Genomic DNA, 18708 nt, shown 5'->3' on the forward strand with positions numbered 1-18708 from the left:
GTGATTATGTTTGATATAGACAAATTAACTGATGGTGATTCTGCATCGGAAAGCGTTCAATCAAATGCTCAGATGAGCTTAAATTATCAAGCGCATTGGATGCCATTTTCTGCAAATCGTAATTTTCATAAAGATCCACGAATGATTGTTGGTGCTAAAGGATCTTATTTAATTGATAGTGCAGGCCGCGAAGTCTACGACTCTTTGTCGGGCCTTTGGACTTGTGGCGCAGGACATACGCTTCCAGAAATTCAGCAAGCCGTAAGTATTCAATTGGCAAAGCTGGATTACTCTCCAGCATTTCAGTTTGGTCATCCTTTGTCGTTTCAATTGGCTGAACGAATTATTCAACATATGCCTGAAAAATTGCAGCATGTGTTCTTTACCGACTCAGGTTCAGAGTCTGCCGACACCGCAATTAAAATGGCTCGTGCCTATTGGCGAATTAAAGGCAAACCAAGCAAAATCAAGCTGATTGGGCGCGCACGTGGCTACCATGGTGTAAACGTTGCGGGAACGAGTCTTGGCGGTATTGGCGGTAACCGTAAAATGTTTGGTCAGCTCATGGATGTAGACCATTTACCGCATACCTTACAGCCAGATTTAAGTTTTACCAAAGGCTGTGCTGAAACAGGTGGTGTAGAGCTTGCCAATGAAATGCTTAAGTTAATTGAGCTACATGATGCATCTAATATTGCTGCCGTTATTGTAGAACCCGTTTCTGGTTCGGCAGGTTGTATTGTGCCGCCGACTGGTTATTTAAAACGCTTGAGAGAAATCTGTGACCAACACGATATCTTGCTGATTTTCGATGAAGTTATTACTGGTTTTGGGCGGATGGGGAAATGGACAGCTTCAGAATATTTTGATGTCACGCCAGATATTTTAAATTTTGCCAAACAAATTACCAACGGCGCTATTCCACTTGGTGGTGTGGTGGCAAGCCATGAAATTTATGATGCTTTTATGCAGCAAGATTTACCTGAACATGCGGTTGAGTTTACCCACGGCTATACCTATTCGGCGCATCCGGTGGCTTGTGCGGCTGCCTTAGCAACACTCGACGTTTTAGAAAAGAAAAATTTAATTCATCAATCCGCTGCATTGGCTCCAAGCTTTGAAAAACTTTTACACGAGTTAAAGGGTGCTCCAAACATTCTGGATATACGCAACTGCGGGCTGATTGGTGCTGTGCAATTGGCACCACGTGATGGCGATGCGACGATTCGTGGTTTTGAAATTGGCATGCAGCTTTGGAAAGCGGGTTTCTATGTCCGTTTTGGCGGCGACACGCTTCAGTTTGGCCCAATGTTTAATAGCACAGAGGCAGAGTTACAACGACTCATGAATGCCGTGGGTGAGGCAATTTATCAAGTCAAATAACACTGATCGACTTAAAACTTAATTGGACAAGATGAATAGACACAAGGAATAAAGATGAACACTTTAGAGAATTTTGACAGCAACGCGATTGCCAACACAGACACAGATTCAAGTCAGCAAACCGTTAAAGTAGTAGGGCATTTTATTGATGGCGGACTCGTAACCAAAACTACCAAGAAACAACCTGTTTATAACCCTGCGACTGGTGAAAGTACGAAAGATGTTGCACTTGCAGATGCAGAGTTAGTGAACCAAGTGGTTCAAATTGCAGAGCAGGCTTTTCCAGCATGGCGTGATACACCAGTGATTAAACGCGCACGTGTTATGTTTAAATTTAAGCATTTACTTGAAGAAAATGCTGACAAGCTTTGCCAGCTGATTGGTGAAGAACACGGGAAAATTTGTCACGATGCAAAAGGTGAATTACAGCGCGGCATCGAAAATGTCGAATATGCATGTGGTGCGCCTGAGTTTTTAAAAGGTGAATATTCGAAAAATGTGGGTCCAGATATTGATTCATGGAGCGAATTTCAACCGCTAGGTGTGGTTGCTGGGATTACGCCTTTTAACTTTCCAGCAATGGTTCCGTTGTGGATGTTCCCAATGGCAATTGTTTGCGGTAACTGTTTTATTTTAAAGCCTTCAGAAAAAGCGCCGTCGGCTGCATTATTTCTAGCTGAACTATTAAAACAGGCTGGATTACCTGATGGTGTTTTCAATGTTGTAAATGGTGATAAAGAAACTGTTGATGCGTTATTGCATCATCCAAAAATTCAAGCGGTTAGTTTTGTCGGATCAACCCCAATTGCAGAGTACATTTACCGTACAGCAACCGCGAGTGGTAAGCGTTGTCAAGCATTAGGCGGAGCCAAAAATCACGCCATTATTATGCCTGATGCCGATATTGATAACGTCGTGACTTCTTTGTTAGGGGCTGCATTTGGCTCATCTGGCGAACGTTGTATGGCACTTTCAGTTGCGGTTGCAATTGGCGATGAAGTTGCCGATGTTGTGATCGAAAAATTAAAACAAGAAATGAAGCAGTTGAAGTTTGGGCACTATGCAGATGAGCGTAATGACTTCGGACCGCTCATTACGCAAGCACATAAAGATAAAGTACAAGCTTTTATTCAAAGTGCCGAGCAACAAGGTGCTAAAATTGTTGTGGATGGTCGTGATGCAAAACCAGCAGGTTATGAAAACGGTTTTTTTGTTGGGCCGACTTTAATTGACCAAGTTTCACCAGACATGACAAGTTACCAGCAAGAAATATTTGGTCCTGTTTTACAGGTCATTCGTGTCCAAACCATGCAAGATGCAATGCAACTGATTAATGACCATGAATATGGTAATGGAACGTGTATTTACACTCGTGATGGTGAAGCAGCACGTTATTTTACCAGCAATATTCAAGTGGGGATGGTCGGGGTCAATGTGCCATTACCTGTACCAGTTGCTTATCATAGCTTTGGTGGTTGGAAACGTTCATTGTTTGGTGATTTATATGCGTATGGGCCAGATGGTGTGCGTTTTTATACGCGCCGTAAAACCATTACCCAACGTTGGCCTTCGACGCAAGTCCGTGAATCCAAACAATTCGCTATGCCTACATTAAATTAGTCAATAAAAAGGGAAAACTCTGATTTTCCCTTTTTGTTTAGTACCAGTTGGAGAAGTACATTTTAAGACGGTTTTAAAATCAGTTTGTCAATTTGAAGGAATCGAATATGAACAATGATAAAACAACAAAATTAGGTGAAGGACTTTCTAATCGACATGTCACCATGATTAGTATTGGTGGCGTTATTGGTGCGGGTTTATTTGTAGGCTCTTCTGCGGCAATTGCAAAAGCAGGTCCAGCCGCCGTACTCGCTTATATAATTACAAGTATTTTAGTTTTTCTGGTCATGCGCATGCTGGGCGAAATGGCCGTAGCACAACCAGACACAGGCTCATTTTCTACATATGCCCGTAAAGCAATCGGCCCTTGGGCTGGGTTTACCATCGGATGGTTATATTGGTGGTTTTGGGTACTGGTTATTCCAATTGAAGCCATTGCTGGGGCCGAAATTTTGCATGCTTGGTTCCCGCAAATTTCTAGTGCCGTTTATGCATTCGCTTTTATTATTTTATTAAGTTTGGCCAATTTTTTTAGTACCAAAAGTTTTGGTGAGTTTGAGTTTTGGTTTGCACTCATTAAAGTTATTGCGATTGTAGTGTTTATTATCATTGGAGCAATGGCTGTATTTGGAATGTGGCCTTTAGCAACAAATGTCAGTGGTGTCGGCAATCTTTTTTCAAATGGTGGTTTTATGCCACATGGTATGGGCGGGGTTTTATCAGCAATTTTAATCTCGGCTTTTTCATTTTTTGGAATCGAAATTCTTTCAATTGCTGCGGCAGAATCTAAAAATCCTGAAGAAAAAATTAAACGTGCGACCAATTTGGTGCTCTACCGAATTATTTTATTCTTTGTTGTTTCTATTTTTCTTGCAGTTGCTTTAGTCGATTGGCGTTCACCAGACTTACAAAAATTTGGTACCTTCCAGTTTGTATTAATGAGTCTGAATGTCCCTGAAACTAAACTGATTATGGATGCTGTCGTTTTTATTGCAGTTGCAAGCTGTATGAATGCCGCAGTTTACACCTCATCTCGCATGTTATTTGCTTTAGGTACACGTCAGGAAGCACCAAGAGTAGTGACAAAAATTAATGGAGCGGGCGTACCGACTTCTGCTGTGTTTTTATCTACGTTGATTGGTGTGGTCTGCTGCGCGGTTAACTATATGTTCCCGGGACAAGTCTTTGGGTTTTTGCTCTCGACCACAGGCTCAATTGCGTTACTGGTGTATTTGGTGATTGCATTTTCACAATTGCGTTTAAGACATAAATGGGAAAAAGAGGGTACCGCCGTATCTTTTAAAATGTGGTTGTTCCCATGGTTAACTTGGTTTGTGATTTTAGTCATTATGACTGTTTTAGGTTATATGTTCTTATCACCAGCCTATAGTTATGAAACCACTTTATCTTTGGGTGTAACTTTATTGGTGGTCGTTTGTGGATTGTTCGTCACGCGAAAGCGTAAAGCAACCAGAGCGGTTGCCATGAATTTAGATTAATTAAAAAAAAAGAGACTTTAGGGTCTCTTTTTTCATATCTCTAGATATATCAAAAAATGCTTTTATATCTTCGGCTTTCTTCCTAAGAAGAACGCAATCATTGCACCTGTAAATCTAAGAATACATAATTACTTTAGGTTGTAAATTGTTTGCAATAGACATCGATAGGCTGCTCGATAGAGAAATATCTATCGAGCTATTATAAATGATAAGAATTATAAATTCGGGGCGGTGGTCAAGCAAATACACGGCCTTAATTTTACTAGTCCCTTATTGCTTCAAAGGAATCCAGCCGGGCATGTTTTGAATGATGGTCCATAGCTTCTCTGGGATATTGAGAGCATTTACTTTAGTTGGATCAAGTTCGACAACTATTTCTTGTCCTTCTCTAAGGCTATCAACCCAGTCTGGATTGATAATCAATCCGCGTCCAATCGCAACCATGGACAGTCCAGTATCTAGTGCTTGCTTGGCTTGATCTGGTGTCAGGATACCACCAGCGGCTAAGACAGGCACGCGATTGTCCACTCGATCAAGAATGTGGTTGATGATGGATGGCCCAGTTGGATCGTCGATAGGGCGGTCAGTCAACAGGTTAGCCAAAGAGACGTGGATATAATCAATCCCAAGGTCCAACACCTGATCAATAAAAGTAAGAGTTTGATTAATGCGGTATCCTTCATCTCCCGTTTCTTCGGGAGAAAGGCGAACACCGATGGCAAATGGACGGTCAGCAGCATGCTGGGCTACGACGCGCTTGACCTCTGCAATGACTGCTAATGGAAACCGCATGCGGTTTTCCAATGAGCCGCCCCATTCATCACTGCGCGTATTAGTAGCTGGCGACAAGAAGTTTTGCAAAAGAAAACCGTGTGCGCCATGTACTTCTATCCCGTCGAAGCCAGCCTCGATACCGCGTCGTGCTGCCTCGCCGAATGCCTTGATTATTTCCAAGACTTCATCGCCTGCTAGTGCCCGAGGTGTTTGTGGTGCCATGAAGGGAGTAGCTTTCGTCAAGATGGCGCTCGAGCTCACTACGTCTGCATTGGGAATCAATTGAGGCAAAGCCTTATTGCCCGCATGAAATAGCTGAAGAATGGCTGGTGCGCCACCACTTTTTGCAGCATCCGCGAGCCGTTTAAGGCTTGGAATATAACTATCATCAGCAGCAGAAAACTCATGTGTAAACCCGATACCATTGGGTGTAACTTGGGCACATCCACTCACAACTAAGCCTACACCTTTGACGCGGAGCCGGTAATAGGCTTCCTCTTCGTCTGAGATTTGAAAATCATCAGTACCGGACCAAGTTGTCATGGGTGACATCACTATACGGTTGCGAAGGGTGATGCCTGAAGCAAGCTTAAGTGGATGGAAGAAATTATTGAGAACAGACATCAAATAAACTCTTAAAAAGGTGTGATGTTTAATGGTATACATTATAAACCTAGTGTCAATTAGGTACTTTAAGTAGCCTAGGTATCCTCGTGTAAACCATCTCTGCATGCATTTCGTGGCAATTACTCGTTGTGCAGTTATGATGGAATCTTCAATCAAGCTAGCTAAGTAGGAAGGCTGAAACCTTATTGTTCAAGCTTTGAGATTGGTATAAAATTTACACCTAGTACCATATTGGTATGTGGTTGATCGGAGAGTTTCATGGAAAATTCGATGTTAGTTATTGAACCGCAGTGCTTTTCATCAAATTGCCCAAGCAGAGTTTTATTTGATCAGATTGCAGATAAGTGGTCGATGATGGTATTAGCCGTTTTAGATGACGGACCGCATCGTTTTAATGCGATTAAGCGTCGGCTGGAAGGTGTTACACAAAAGGCTCTAACCCAGTGTCTTCGCCGTTTGGAGCGTAATGGACTTATCTCCCGTCAAGTGATTTCATCTCCACTCGCTGTTCAATATGAAATCACGCCTCTGGGGAATACATTGCAGCAACCCTTGCGACAACTGCATGCATGGACAATTGATAAGCTTCCAATGGTTGAAAGCGCTCGAAATGTATTCGATCAGCAAAATTCGGTGTGAATACATTGCCGAACGAGTTCATATCCTAAGAAATAAGCCAATTTTTACTGAGGAGGTAGGGTAAAACTACAACTACCTCTAGGTTGTGAATTGTCTTCAATATGACCGTTTTAGATTATATGTTTTTATCACCAGCCTATAGTTATGAAACCACTTTATCTTTGGGCGTAACTTTAGTGGTGGTCGCTTGCGGGTTGTTCGTCACGCGAAAGCGTAAAGCAACCCCAGAGCGGTTGCCATGAATTTAGATTAATTTAAAAGGCTTTACATATGAAAGGACGGGGAAATACCGTCCTTTCTGAATTGCTAATGATTAGATTTATTTTGATAAGAGAGTTTTAATCCAAAAACAATACTGTCGTTATTTGTAAATCTTCCAACAATATCACCATTTTGGCGTTTAGCTTCAGCATCTCCGAGCCATAAATATTTGCCACCCAATGAAATTGCCCATTCGGGTAAAAAATGATATTGGAATCCAAGTCCAACTCCCCAATAACCGTTAATTGGACCTAATGCATTTGCAGGGTCTCCAAGGCCTGAGTCCCAATTAATTGATGTGGATAGGACAAACTTTTCAGTCATTTTTCGAGCCAATCCAATTTGTGCAGACCATTGGTTCTCCTCATAACTAATTAATGGAAAACCAGTATGATCGGGACTCGCTGGTGCAGTTCGCTCTGCTAATTTACTAGGCTTTAACTCGAAATCTTTCCATGGTACCCAACGGACATTTGCAGTTAATAATGTTTTTTTATTCAAACCCGTTTGAAAATCAAAATTAACCGATTTTGGAGACGTAAATGTTACAGGTGAAATGTAAATATCATTACTTAATGCGCTAAATTGTTCTGTGCCTTCGGTTTTATGTCTAATTTCTGAACGATAGGTCAGGGCTGCTTTTAACCCTAATTCAGGCTTTTTGATATTTAACCCTACAACCCAACCAGTAGCATAATCTGAGTCTAGGTCAGCATTGTAATTTGCCATACCTTTATAGATGTGCCCACGTAATTGTACTTTACCTTGTATCTCTTCAATAGCAGGCCCTGCATAAATACCTAAATATTCATTAATATTCAGGCCAACTAAACCTGTCAAATTATGACTACTCAACGTAGCGTTAGTTCCTTGTCCTAGGTGATTTGCAGACTGAGAAACAAAATCACTTTGGCCATGATGTTGAAGATCAATACTAAAGGGTTGGTCATAAAGAAGGCCAACACTAATCTTTTCATTTAAATCAGTTTTTAATCCGCCTCTGAGGGATGAATAGTTGTTGGTAATATTCGGAATATGCTGTGAATTGCCATGAGAGCTTAGACCAGTATCTTGCCCACTTATTTGGGGAATAACATAGTTATAAGAAACGGAAGCATAGGTGCCATCTTGAAAAAAATCAGTCACTGGCTGCCCAGATCTATCTAAAGCAGCAGCAGATGCTGTATTCATAAATGGTGATGTTGCTAAAATAAATAACGAGTAACGAGTAATGCGTGAATACATGAGAGCCTCAAATTCCTTTTGGGGCATACAACATTCTAATTAATTTTTTTTATTAGAACGCTGTATGAATATCATCAATATGGTGATTCCAAGCTAAGTACTTATGCTTGATTCAGTGTTTATGAATTCTTTCTTTTAACCTTCTCCTAGTGAGTTATTTATTTTTTGACTTTTATATTTCAGTTATGCACGGATGACACATCGGAAACCTATATGACTACTAGAAGTGTCAACAGCTTCCGGATGTCTGGCAGCTGGTCTGTATCGTCGACAATAATTAGGGGCGCAGAGGTGAGAACCTCCTTTAAGTACTTGCCGAGGGATAGAAATCTCAGGCATTGCTGGGTCATAACTTTGATTTTTCGCACCGCCGCGTGGATTGTGTCGTATACAGCAAGGTGAAACCGATTTAAATTGGTGGGTTGGCGACCAAAAATCTGCTGTCCATTCCCATACATTTCCAATCATGTCATATAGCCCATAATCATTTGGGGGAAATGTTTTTACAGGAGACGTTCGTGAATAACCATCTTCCATTGTATTTTCATAGGGAAAGTCTCCTTGCCATGTATTCGCCATATGTTTGCCAAGAGGAGTGAGTTCATCACCCCACGCGAATTCACAACCTTCAAGAGTTCCTCTAGCTGCATATTCCCATTCCGCTTCAGAGGGTAGTGATTTTCCACGCCATGAGGCATAAGCCAAAGCATCGCAATAAGCAATATGAACAACAGGATGATCATCTAAGCCATGAATAGTTGATCCAGGGCCTTGTGGATTACGCCATGTCGTTCCAAATTCAAATTTCCACCAAGACCAATCTGTTAAATCAGTTGGCTTTAAAGGGGGAACAAATAGTAAGGAGCCAGGTTGTAACATGTGAGCTGGAGCCCCCGGATAATCGTTTGGATTAGGAGGGAGTTCGGCAAAAGTGATATAACTGGTTGCTTCAACAAATTGTTTAAATTGCAGGTTTGTAACAGGTGTTTTATCAATCCAAAAAGGAGAAACACTAACCTGATGTGCTGGGGCTTCTTCGGGGTAATGGGTGTTTGAACCCATTAGGAACGTACCACCATTGAGGTAAACCATATCATTCATATCAATATCTATTAATAGCTCGTTGTTGGTCTGTCTTACTCATTATCTAAATGGCACAGGAGTCTTATATCTTTTCATGGTTTCTAAGTGCCTCATTACAGCTTCTTTTAAAACTGGAATTTGAGGTTGCTTTAGAGGAGCCATTGCGTGCTCTTCTTTCGGATCAATAAGTAAGTTGAAAATCTTACCGCCGTATAGCAACGGTTGAGCCGTACCCTGAAAAGGACTCGCTTGTGGCCATGTATCAGGGATATTAAAGCTTTGTTCTTTAACTAATAATTTATATTCGGCAATGCGAACACCCATGAAATTATCATTTGCCCAATAATATTGGACTCGACGGCGTGATTTTCCATCGTCAGCAACGAGGAATGATGACTGATCGATAGTATCCATATAGCGATCACTTGGCATGCTATCCGTTGCACCAGCTAAGCCTAAGGCGGTTGCGTAAATATCTGTCAGATCAAATAACCCTTCTGATATACGTCCAGGTTTTATTACTCCAGGCCAGACGGCAATACCGGGAACGCGGACGCCTCCTTCAAAACTGGTCGCTTTTGCTCCGCGAAATGGGGTGACCCCTGTATCTGGGAAGGCTTCTGTAAATGGGCCATTATCACTAGCCAAAATAATCAGCGTATTTTCAGATTGTCCTGACTTTTCTAATGCTTTTCGAATCTGTCCTATGCGATAGTCAATTTCCACTAAGGCATCTTTATACGGATATTTAGCAAGTGATTTGCCTACAAAATCAGGATGGGGATAATTATCATTGTGACAGCAACGTGCGCCCATATAGAGGAAAAATGGCTTATTACTATTTTTTGAATCATTAATAAAGCTAATTGCTTTATCTGTTAGTTTTTCATCCACCAGACGGATTGAATCATTATCGATAGGAAAAACAGCTTTAGCCTCTTGTCCTTTAGATGCTTCAACAATAGCCATTATTTCGCCTTCGGCAGCCCATTTTTTTCGAGCAGGATCCAGCATTAACTCTGGATTACGCCAAGGTTCTCGCCACGCCGTATAATCGTCAGATGAGGTCAGAATTCCATAATAATGATCGAAGCCCACATTTTGAGGTTGAGCTTCTTTAGTTGAACCTAAATGCCATTTACCAATTGCTTGCGTTACATAACCAGCATCTTTAAGTTTTTGGGGAAGGGTTGTGTTGGGGTTAATGCCTCTTTCATGAGCACCTTCGCCAGGTAGCATTGGACGTAATAGCCCTGTTCTAATGGGGAATTGTCCAGTTAAAATTGAAGCTCTGGTGGGCGTACAGGATGGTTGTGAATAGGCATTCATTAACTGTAGACCATCTTTAGCCATACGATCCATGTTTGGTGTAGCAGCACCAGTAGAAACCCCTCCACCATATACTCCAAGATCGCCCCAACCAACGTCATCTAATAAAATAACGATAATATTAGGAGCGTGGCCAAAACGCTGTTTAAGTACATTTAATCGTTGTTGGGCGGATGACTCTTGTTTAGCGCGAGTAATGGATGGTTCTTGATTTGGGTGTTCGGCTTTAGTTTGAGCTAAAAATGTATCATCCGTCATCGCTGTAGTTTGAGCATTAATATTTTGTGCCAATGTCGATAGGGCGAATGCGGAAATTAGAGCTGTACTCATGCGTAATTTTGTGGTCAAGGGCATGATATGTTCCTGATAATTAGGTGATATCTCTAACTTTTAGCTACTGTAATGTTGAGCTTAATCATTAGGAAATTAGTAATAGAAGAGCGTTGCATTAAAAAAATAGGTGACCTAAATTAATTTACAAATCAATCCCTTAGAGAAGAGGAAGCCCTGACCGATAATTTTTCTTCTTCAAATGATTTTTTAAGAAGTAAATAACTTTAAAAAAAATAGATGGCAATCCAAAATTGAACATAATTTATTCCTTTAATTAATCTATTCGGAATTTCCCAAATGTAAAAACTTAAGCCGGATTTGGAAAATCTTTAACGTAAACTATATTTTTTATAAGTAACTTTCAATTGATGGAAATTTATAAAAAATATATATCTATTTGATATTAAATGTTATTTTTTAAAAATAGACCTAAAGCAGAAATGAAATGGCATAAATTAGAAATAGATGTTTATTAAGGGGATACTATTCCAAGAGAGGCTATCGGGAGTTGTTGTAATAGAGTTGAAAAAATAAATGGAAAAAGCTAACTCTGTATGTAAGTTATTGTTTAGTGTATGATAAATTTAGGATTAGAAGAGTAGTAATTTATATTTTACTGAGATAGTTTGTGATTAAGACTTTCAAAATATTTCTCAAAGTTTCTTACTAAAATTTATTTATATTAATAGGTTTTATTGGTGTAAAAGTGAAGGAAAAAATTAATACAAATGGGAAAGTTCGAGTTGGGTTAATTAATCATATACTAGATAATTGTGATTTTTTTAATATTACCCGTGAAGAGTTAATAGATAAAATTAATTTAAATGAAAATCTATTGATAGATCCCAATTCTTTTGTTTTATTTGAATACTTAGAAAAAATAATACTTTTTTTATTTTCTAATTCAGATGATCCATTAAGTATATTAAAATTTATTGAAAAAAATAACTCTGTAGCAAATGGGGTATTAGGTTATTTAATTGAAATTAGCTCATCCTTAGAGGAAGCCATAGAAACTTTTGAAAAGTATTGGGAGTTAAATGGTAGAATTGGTAAGGTTTTTTTGACTGAAAAAGATAATTATATTTTCTTAGAATGGGTATGCCTATTAGGCAGTCCTAAATTTATACAATATGCTACAGAATATAAAATTGCTTGGTGGGCTAGTATTGTTCAACTTGTAAAAAGTAATGAACAAAATGTTTTACATTCAATACATTTTAAACATGATATTTTAAAAGCTGAAGATGTCATTTTTTATAGAAATTTTTTTAAATGCCCTGTGTATTTTAACCAACCTGAATCAGCAATTATTTTATCAAAGAATGCGTTAAAGCTACCTTTAAAAACAGCAAACCGTAGGTTGTATGAAAATGTTGAAAATTATGCAAAATTAATTATTAAAGAATCGGTAGGTAGTAGTGAGTTTACTAATGGTGTACGTTCTATTTTATATGAACAGTTGCATATAAGTGGAAATTTTTCACGTGAATATATCGCAGAGAAATTAGGAATAAGTGTACGTACATTAAGTAGAAAATTACTTGAAGAGAATAGTAAATATAGTGATATTTTAGATGAAGTTAGATTTGATATGGCAAAAAGTTATTTGGAAAATAATAATTTTAAAATATCTCTAATTTCGAAATCTTTGGGTTTTTATACCAGTAATGCTTTTATTACTTGGTTTAAATCTCGGACTGGTAAATCACCAAAGAAATATCGGGATGATTTTATTTGATCACACTCTGCTTAACATTTGATTGCTTGGAGGATAAGAGACCGTAAATGGTCTCTTTTTCTCTTATCCTAAAATACAAGTGATTTATTTATGAGTTGTATCAACCGAAACTAAAACAGATAAACCAGGACGCAACAACTTAATATCCGGTTGGTTTTCAACAAGTTTGATACGTAATGGAAGGCGCTGAACAATTTTGGTAAAGTTCCCAGTCGCATTGGTTGCAGAAATTGGTGAGAAAAATGCGCCCGTAGATGGAGAGAAACTGTCTACCACACCTTTTAATTCAACGTTATAAGCATCTACATAGACATTAACAGGTTGTCCGATTTTGATTTGTTTTAACTCAATTTCTCGAAAGTTTGCTTCTACATAGACTTGATTTAAAGGCACAACAACCATTAATGGATTACCAGCGCCAACAAAGTTACCGACGTTGGCAGACTTCTGACCAATCATGCCATCAATAGGTGCTCGAACTTCTGTATAGCTAAGATTCAATTTTGCTTTATCAAGGGCGGCCTGTGCCTGTTTAAGGGCAGCTTGTTTGGCTTGTACCTGAATCTTATATTGGTTTAGCTGGTACTGCGCATCGATTACTTTTTCTTTGCTACTGTCTAAGTCGGCATATTGCTCAGTCAATGTGGTTTTTGACTGCTGTGTAATTAACCTCGACTCGGCACCGAGCGCCTGTAATTGCTCATAACGCGCAGTGTTGTCTTTAGTAAGTTTAATTCCTGCTTCTACTTTTCTAAGCTGAGCTTCTGTTTCTCGAATAACAGTCGGTTGTCTATCAACTGCGAGCATTGCTTCGCTTAAGTCGGCTTGTGCTTTTGCATAATTAGATTCAGCTTCCGCCAAAGCAGCCTGATAATCACGTGCATCAATGCGTGCTAAAAGTTGTCCTTTTTTTACAGTTTGATGATCTTTAATATAAATTTCTTCAATATTGCCAGACACCTTAGGCGCAATAGTTGAGTACTCTACATCCACACGCGCATCGTCTGTTTCAACAATTGAAGAAGGTAAAAATATAAGTTTTAAAACCCATAAAATGGATGCTAAAACGATGATGAATGCGATAACCATAACCCAATGCTTTTTGAGATATTGCACCTTTGTTAACTTGGGTGGTTCGGTGTTGGTGGTATCTTGGGCTTCGAGAGTACTCATAAAGATTTTCCTGAGTTATGACTATTCATTAACTTAATGAGAGCAATGCGTGGCGGATAGGTTCTAACGGGCAAAATCAGCATAACGATCAATAAAAACGCAGCCAATCCCGCTAAAATCAGATATTGATCGCTAATGACTAAAACAGATTGCTGCGCTTGAATCGCAGAATTTAGGGCTGATAAACCACCTGAAACACGTTCTGCGCCATTTTCAGTCAGTACAGGTGGGGTAAGAGGGTTAATAACAGGGCCTTGAATATTTTGGAAAACATGTTGGGCTGTATTTTCAATCAGTCGTGTTGAATGATATTCACCACGTACTCGGTTTACCCAATCCAAAACACAAACACCAAGTACGCCACTAATGGCACGTGGGGTATTAATCATCGGTGAAGCGTAAATCGCCATGGTTGGATGTACGCTGTTTGTCCCCATCATGAGCAACGAGAGCACTACGCAGGTTTGCCCTAAACATGAAATCGCGTGCCAAAAATAAAATTGATCTTGATTCCATGTGGTGTCGAGCTGACTTGCACCTAAACAGCCTGCGATTACTAGAAGCAAACCAAAGCCATGCACATATCGACTATCGACCCAAGCTTGATTTAAAAGCTTAACGACAATGGGAATATAGATAAATTGCAATGCCGCAATTTGTAAACCAATCCACATGGTTTGGGTAGGTTTATAGCCGTGTACAGCACTTAGGTAATTTAGTGGTAATGTACTTGTCGACATCCCAATAATCACAAAACAAAACAGCGCAAAGATAGCGTAAGCAAAATTTCGTATTTCGAGCATTTGCGGTTTAATCAATGGGGATGGAGAACGCCATTCATGTATCAAAAATAACGGTAAGGTGATAGCACTTGTTAAAGCCAATACACAAATTAATTTGGAATGGAACCAATCTAGATGATTGCCATGCAATAACATGGTGCTCAGGCTTGCCAAACTAATGATGGCTAAAATAGCGCCTGTCCAATCGTAAGCCTTTATTCTTGAATAATTTAAAGGGTCTTGAGGAATACCAAAATAAACCAACGCTGCACTTAAGGCACAAAACGGGATGGTTTGAAAGAAAATCATCTTCCAGCCAATCACATCTAAATAAAAGGCAGAAAGCGCAGCACTTAAGTTGGGAAAGAAAGTTGCAGTTAATGCGTAGCAGGCTAGACCCCATAGTCGAATATCTGGCCCCAAAAATCTAAGCGCACATGCCATGAGCAAAGGAATGGTTAAACCATTAGCTAGACCTTGTAGGGCGCGTAATAAATAAAATATTTCGATATTTGGACTAAAAGGAATTAAAACGCTAGAGAAGAGGCAAAGCCCTATGGCAAAAAGTAGAACTCTTCGCATAGAAAAAATGACCGCCCAACTGGTGGAAAGTATCATTCCAATAATCATGGCGCTGGCATAAATACTATTGACCCAATAACCCGAGTCGACACTAATTCCCATAGCTCCACGTATGTCGGCTAAGGTAATGCTGGTGATGCGGTTATTAAATTCAACAGTCATTGCAGCAAATATTGCACCTGCCAAACCGATGAGGGGGCGTATATTCATCTTTTACCTTAAATCTTAAACACAAATTTATGCAGGTAGCAGGTATTGCAATTAACTGTACCGATCGGTACTCTACTCTTTAATTAAATTTACGTCAATTCTCGATTTTGAACTTTTCGATGAGTTACACTACAAACGAAGTCGCTAAAATTGTTATAAGGTCATTATGTCTGTTTCAACCAAAGCTAATGAAAAAGATCAAAAAATTCTGGATGCAGCAACAAAATTTTTCCTGACTCATGGTTTTAGTGGCACTACAACAGATATGATTCAAAAAGAGGCGGGTGTTTCAAAAGCGACGATGTATGGTTGTTATAAAAATAAAGAAGTGATGTTTGCTGCCGTGATTGAACGACAATGCACGAACATGCAAGAGCAAATTATATTAGTCGAGACAAAAGCCGAAAACCTACGTTCTGCTTTAACTGAAATGGGGAAAACCTATCTGTGTTTTATATTATCGCATTCGGGTTTGGCTTTTTTTAGAGTATGTATTGCAGAAGCAGTCAGGTTTCCAGAGTTATCTGAAAAATTCTTTCAAGTTGGCCCAGAACGTCTTGCTAATATTATTGCGGTTTATCTTGAAAAATCAGCCAAAAATGGTGAAATTGAGTTAAATTCTTCTTCAGATATTGCTGCGAATATATTTTTAGCATTACTACGAAGTGATGCACATCTTAAGTGTCTTACACATCCTAATTACATCATATCGGATAGTGAAATTAGTTCTTGGGTTGAATATGCAGTTGGCTTTTTTATGAAAAATATCAATTATAATGAGAAGTTAAACTAATTTTATAAGTACTTCTGGTCGCAAAAGTTGGTAAGAATAGTTTCTATTTTTTGCTTATTTAAGAGTAAAACAACTTGATATTTAATCTATATGGATTATTCTTTTTCTCTAAAGGTTAATGCCTAAGAATGGGGACATTTTCTTAAGTTAATACCATTAATTTTAACTTGTACTGTGGAAGCTAATGAGTAAACAAACTAAAGAAAAATTGATAGAAGCAGCCATCATTCTTTTTTCACAAAATAATATTGAAACGCTATCGGTACAAAGAATTAATGAAACTGCTGGAGTTGCAAATAAATCAGCACTTTATTACCACTTTAAGTCAAAATGGGGACTCGTGGAGGCTGCATTAGATCATGTCATGCAGCCTTATGTTATTGATAGTTTAGAGTTATTAAATGCTATCCCGCCCGATAATGTACAGGTTTCTGATGTTGTAGATGCTCTAATGAAACCCATGGTAAAAATACTTTTACAGAATAACGGAATTCATTACATCAAATTTTTCTCTAAAACGATTAGTGCCGGAGATGAAGGGCGCGTTATTGTTGCAAAAACTTTAGTACCTATTGCCAATAAAGCCGTAGATTTATTACAGCAAGCTTTACCTGATGCAGACCCTAATGCGATTTCACTTAAAGTACTTTTTACTTTTAATATTATTTTAAATGTGATCAGTGATATTGGTCTTGAGCATTTTTGGCCAACAGAGGTTAAAGACCATAAACTACTCGCTAAATATCTAAAAGATTATATTGAAGGCGGAATTCGTTTTAAAGCAGATCATTTTTATTAATAAGCCTAAAAAAACTCCTATCTTTTATTGAGTAAGCATTGCTTCATCTCGCCCTACATTTTTATAGAACCAGTTTAGACAGTACGGTTTGAACTCTATTCCCTTGTGTAATCAAACTTTTTCTCTAGTGTTGATATTTTAATAAATATTTATAAGTATTTGATTTAATTTTAAAAAATAATTTTCTTCATGGTTGATAAAAATAGCTTGATATTTAATCTAGTTGGATTATTATTTTAATCTAAATGGATTAGGTCTCGAAAAAAATTCGAGATTAAGAAATATAACAAAGAGATCAAGAGATGGAGTTTTTATCGCTTGGTCAAGATGGAAAAGTATTATGGAAAAATTTAATCAGTTAAGGATTGCAATATTATTTACGGTTATTGGCTCTGTGGGCTTGAGCGCGTGTAATGATAGTGATGATTCTACTCAGGGAAATAAGCCAGTAAATCCAGATACTGAGTTAACGGATTGCATGTGGCAAGATTCTGTAACAAGCAAACAGCATACGGGAGAAGACCCGTTAAATTATGCTTTTCCTGATTCTAATGTAACGTATTGGTCATCAGAATTTACGGTTCCAGAAGGTGCAAAAGTAATGATTGATGGGGATTATCCTTATTCACGTCACTTTTCATTGGTGAGCTATACCGCAAAAGGTGAGCGAGTTAATTCATTATTAGATGCAGCTATTTTACCAAATCAAGGTTCAATTAACCCGTTTGTAGTCGGGAATAACCGTCTTGGCAAAGCGCGTAGTTACTCTGCACAATTGCAATTAGGAGATTTACCAAGTAATCCTTTAAGTAATACGTTGTATGCCCCTAAAACAGTTGATGGCAAAGTTGCCATTTTATATCGTGTATATGTACCCAACAAAAACATGGATATTAAAGGAAATGTGAGTTTCCCTCGATTTAAAGTTCAACTTGCAAATGGTGAAATTAAAAAAGGCCAAGATGTTTGTAATGTTCTACAAGTAAAAAAAGCACCTATTGATCGTATATCAACAATGCCATTAAAAAATACTGTAGATGCATTTAACCAAAATAGATATGAGGGTTTTCCTGCACAACAGGAACCAAAATGGTACAAAGCCTTTAGTGCTTTAGATAGCTTCAAATGTATTTATAAATTCGATCCTATTACAAAACAGCCTATCGATAAATGTGAAGGTTTGACGGTCACCCCTAAACTGGGTTATTGGGCTACACCTGACAATGAATATGTTTATGCGGCGGTAAGTAGACGATTAGGGAAAGTGATAGAACTTCGAGGTAAAGTTCCAACTACAGAAAAAACTTTTAATAATGATCAGTTTGTTCAAAAAACAGATGTACGTTATTGGTCAATTTGTACAAATGAAGTGATTTCAACTGCGACAAATTATTGTCTCTATGACGAAAATATTCAAAAAGTAGATAAAGACGGTTTCTATACCATTGTTGCTTCGTTACCAGAAGATCGACCAGCAAATGCACGAGATGAGTGTGGGGTATATTTCCTTGAGCTAAGTCCTCGTGGTTCAGGCTATACAGCCGAAGATGGTAAAGCTTTCGGTCACTCAGACTTTGGTTTATTTATTATGCGTAATTTATTACCTGATAATGCCTTTGCTCACGCCGTTCAGAAGGTGAAAGTACCCGGTGAAGAAAAAGCAGTAATGGGTGATTATTTACCAGATATTCGTTACACCTCTAAGGACGCTTTTGAAACCAAGGGATGTTCTTAAAATCTAGATATAAAGAAAATCAACCAATCTTTTAATGAAAGATTGGTTTTTTCTTTAGTACGCTAAAAAGTTCTAATTCAATAAAAATATTCCCAATATT

Annotated in this window: 14 protein-coding genes and 1 pseudogene; 9 read left to right on the forward strand and 6 right to left on the reverse strand. The window is 38.5% G+C overall.

Annotated features, from left to right (window positions below; translation table 11 throughout):
• The 3 genes from HL290_RS04545 to HL290_RS04555 all read left to right on the forward strand — a co-directional run bounded on the left by HL290_RS04545 (window position 1) and on the right by HL290_RS04555 (window position 4502).
• Complete coding sequence (locus tag HL290_RS04545) at window positions 1–1383, forward strand: aspartate aminotransferase family protein (protein WP_198495728.1); 1383 nt, start codon at window positions 1–3, stop codon at window positions 1381–1383.
• A gap of 54 nt (window positions 1384–1437) precedes the next feature.
• Window positions 1438–3003 (forward strand): CoA-acylating methylmalonate-semialdehyde dehydrogenase, encoded by a 1566-nt coding sequence (locus tag HL290_RS04550; RefSeq protein WP_198495729.1) that lies wholly within the window; start codon window positions 1438–1440, stop codon window positions 3001–3003.
• A 107-nt stretch (window positions 3004–3110) separates the two neighbouring features.
• Window positions 3111–4502, forward strand: a complete 1392-nt coding sequence (locus tag HL290_RS04555; RefSeq protein WP_198495730.1) for an amino acid permease — start codon at window positions 3111–3113, stop codon at window positions 4500–4502.
• A 270-nt stretch (window positions 4503–4772) separates the two neighbouring features.
• Here HL290_RS04555 and HL290_RS04560 read toward each other — a convergent pair whose 3' ends face one another.
• Entirely contained in the window at window positions 4773–5900 is a 1128-nt protein-coding gene (locus tag HL290_RS04560) for an NADH-dependent flavin oxidoreductase (RefSeq protein ID WP_198496383.1), read from the reverse strand.
• 273 nt (window positions 5901–6173) lie between these two features.
• Between HL290_RS04560 and HL290_RS04565 the strand changes: the two genes are divergently transcribed.
• On the forward strand, window positions 6174–6542 hold the full coding sequence (locus tag HL290_RS04565) for a winged helix-turn-helix transcriptional regulator (RefSeq protein ID WP_198496384.1): 369 nt from the start codon (window positions 6174–6176) through the stop codon (window positions 6540–6542).
• Window positions 6543–6649: 107 nt separating this feature from the next.
• Window positions 6650–6795, forward strand: a pseudogene (locus tag HL290_RS04570) (GABA permease); the annotation flags it as partial.
• Between the two features lie 53 nt (window positions 6796–6848).
• Here the strand turns inward: HL290_RS04570 and HL290_RS04575 are convergent.
• The 3 genes from HL290_RS04575 to HL290_RS04585 form a co-directional block, all read right to left on the reverse strand.
• Window positions 6849–8048 carry an outer membrane protein transport protein gene (locus HL290_RS04575; protein ID WP_198495732.1) on the reverse strand — a complete coding sequence of 400 codons (1200 nt, stop codon included), beginning with the start codon at window positions 8046–8048 and terminating at the stop codon, window positions 6849–6851.
• Between the two features lie 183 nt (window positions 8049–8231).
• Window positions 8232–9149: a formylglycine-generating enzyme family protein gene (locus tag HL290_RS04580; protein WP_198495733.1), complete on the reverse strand. Its 918-nt coding sequence runs from the start codon at window positions 9147–9149 to the stop codon at window positions 8232–8234.
• Between the two features lie 42 nt (window positions 9150–9191).
• Window positions 9192–10814 (reverse strand): arylsulfatase, encoded by a 1623-nt coding sequence (locus HL290_RS04585; RefSeq protein ID WP_198495734.1) that lies wholly within the window; start codon window positions 10812–10814, stop codon window positions 9192–9194.
• Between the two features lie 685 nt (window positions 10815–11499).
• Between HL290_RS04585 and HL290_RS18820 the strand changes: the two genes are divergently transcribed.
• Entirely contained in the window at window positions 11500–12534 is a 1035-nt protein-coding gene (locus tag HL290_RS18820; RefSeq protein ID WP_052438079.1) for an AraC family transcriptional regulator, read from the forward strand.
• An 84-nt stretch (window positions 12535–12618) separates the two neighbouring features.
• Here the strand turns inward: HL290_RS18820 and HL290_RS04595 are convergent, their stop codons facing one another.
• Window positions 12619–13707 carry an HlyD family secretion protein gene (locus tag HL290_RS04595; RefSeq protein ID WP_198495735.1) on the reverse strand — a complete coding sequence of 363 codons (1089 nt, stop codon included), beginning with the start codon at window positions 13705–13707 and terminating at the stop codon, window positions 12619–12621.
• Entirely contained in the window at window positions 13704–15281 is a 1578-nt protein-coding gene (locus tag HL290_RS04600; protein WP_198495736.1) for an MFS transporter, read from the reverse strand. Before HL290_RS04600 ends, HL290_RS04595 begins: the two co-directional genes overlap by 4 nt.
• 166 nt (window positions 15282–15447) lie before the next feature.
• Between HL290_RS04600 and HL290_RS04605 the strand changes: the two genes are divergently transcribed.
• From HL290_RS04605 to HL290_RS04615, 3 genes are all read left to right on the forward strand, one after another.
• Window positions 15448–16074 (forward strand): TetR/AcrR family transcriptional regulator, encoded by a 627-nt coding sequence (locus HL290_RS04605; RefSeq protein WP_198495737.1) that lies wholly within the window; start codon window positions 15448–15450, stop codon window positions 16072–16074.
• Window positions 16075–16258: 184 nt separating this feature from the next.
• Window positions 16259–16873, forward strand: a complete 615-nt coding sequence (locus HL290_RS04610) for a TetR/AcrR family transcriptional regulator (RefSeq protein ID WP_198495738.1) — start codon at window positions 16259–16261, stop codon at window positions 16871–16873.
• Between the two features lie 340 nt (window positions 16874–17213).
• Window positions 17214–18608, forward strand: coding sequence for a hypothetical protein (locus tag HL290_RS04615; protein WP_198495739.1), 1395 nt, complete (start codon window positions 17214–17216; stop codon window positions 18606–18608).
• Window positions 18609–18708 lie beyond the last annotated feature (100 nt).

Origin of the sequence: Acinetobacter sp. AC1-2 (assembly GCF_016124155.1) — a bacterium.
Classification (GTDB): domain Bacteria; phylum Pseudomonadota; class Gammaproteobacteria; order Pseudomonadales; family Moraxellaceae; genus Acinetobacter; species Acinetobacter calcoaceticus.

Coding starts and splice junctions, on each gene's coding strand:
- HL290_RS04595 (WP_198495735.1), bottom strand. CDS start 13,707: ATGAGTACTCTCGAAGCCCAAGATACCACCAACACCGAACCACCCAAG.
- HL290_RS04550 (WP_198495729.1), top strand. CDS start 1,438: ATGAACACTTTAGAGAATTTTGACAGCAACGCGATTGCCAACACAGAC.
- HL290_RS04560 (WP_198496383.1), bottom strand. CDS start 5,900: ATGTCTGTTCTCAATAATTTCTTCCATCCACTTAAGCTTGCTTCAGGC.
- HL290_RS04565 (WP_198496384.1), top strand. CDS start 6,174: ATGTTAGTTATTGAACCGCAGTGCTTTTCATCAAATTGCCCAAGCAGA.
- HL290_RS04600 (WP_198495736.1), bottom strand. CDS start 15,281: ATGAATATACGCCCCCTCATCGGTTTGGCAGGTGCAATATTTGCTGCA.
- HL290_RS04585 (WP_198495734.1), bottom strand. CDS start 10,814: ATGCCCTTGACCACAAAATTACGCATGAGTACAGCTCTAATTTCCGCA.
- HL290_RS04615 (WP_198495739.1), top strand. CDS start 17,214: ATGGAAAAATTTAATCAGTTAAGGATTGCAATATTATTTACGGTTATT.
- HL290_RS04575 (WP_198495732.1), bottom strand. CDS start 8,048: ATGTATTCACGCATTACTCGTTACTCGTTATTTATTTTAGCAACATCA.
- HL290_RS04580 (WP_198495733.1), bottom strand. CDS start 9,149: ATGAATGATATGGTTTACCTCAATGGTGGTACGTTCCTAATGGGTTCA.
- HL290_RS04555 (WP_198495730.1), top strand. CDS start 3,111: ATGAACAATGATAAAACAACAAAATTAGGTGAAGGACTTTCTAATCGA.
- HL290_RS04605 (WP_198495737.1), top strand. CDS start 15,448: ATGTCTGTTTCAACCAAAGCTAATGAAAAAGATCAAAAAATTCTGGAT.
- HL290_RS04610 (WP_198495738.1), top strand. CDS start 16,259: ATGAGTAAACAAACTAAAGAAAAATTGATAGAAGCAGCCATCATTCTT.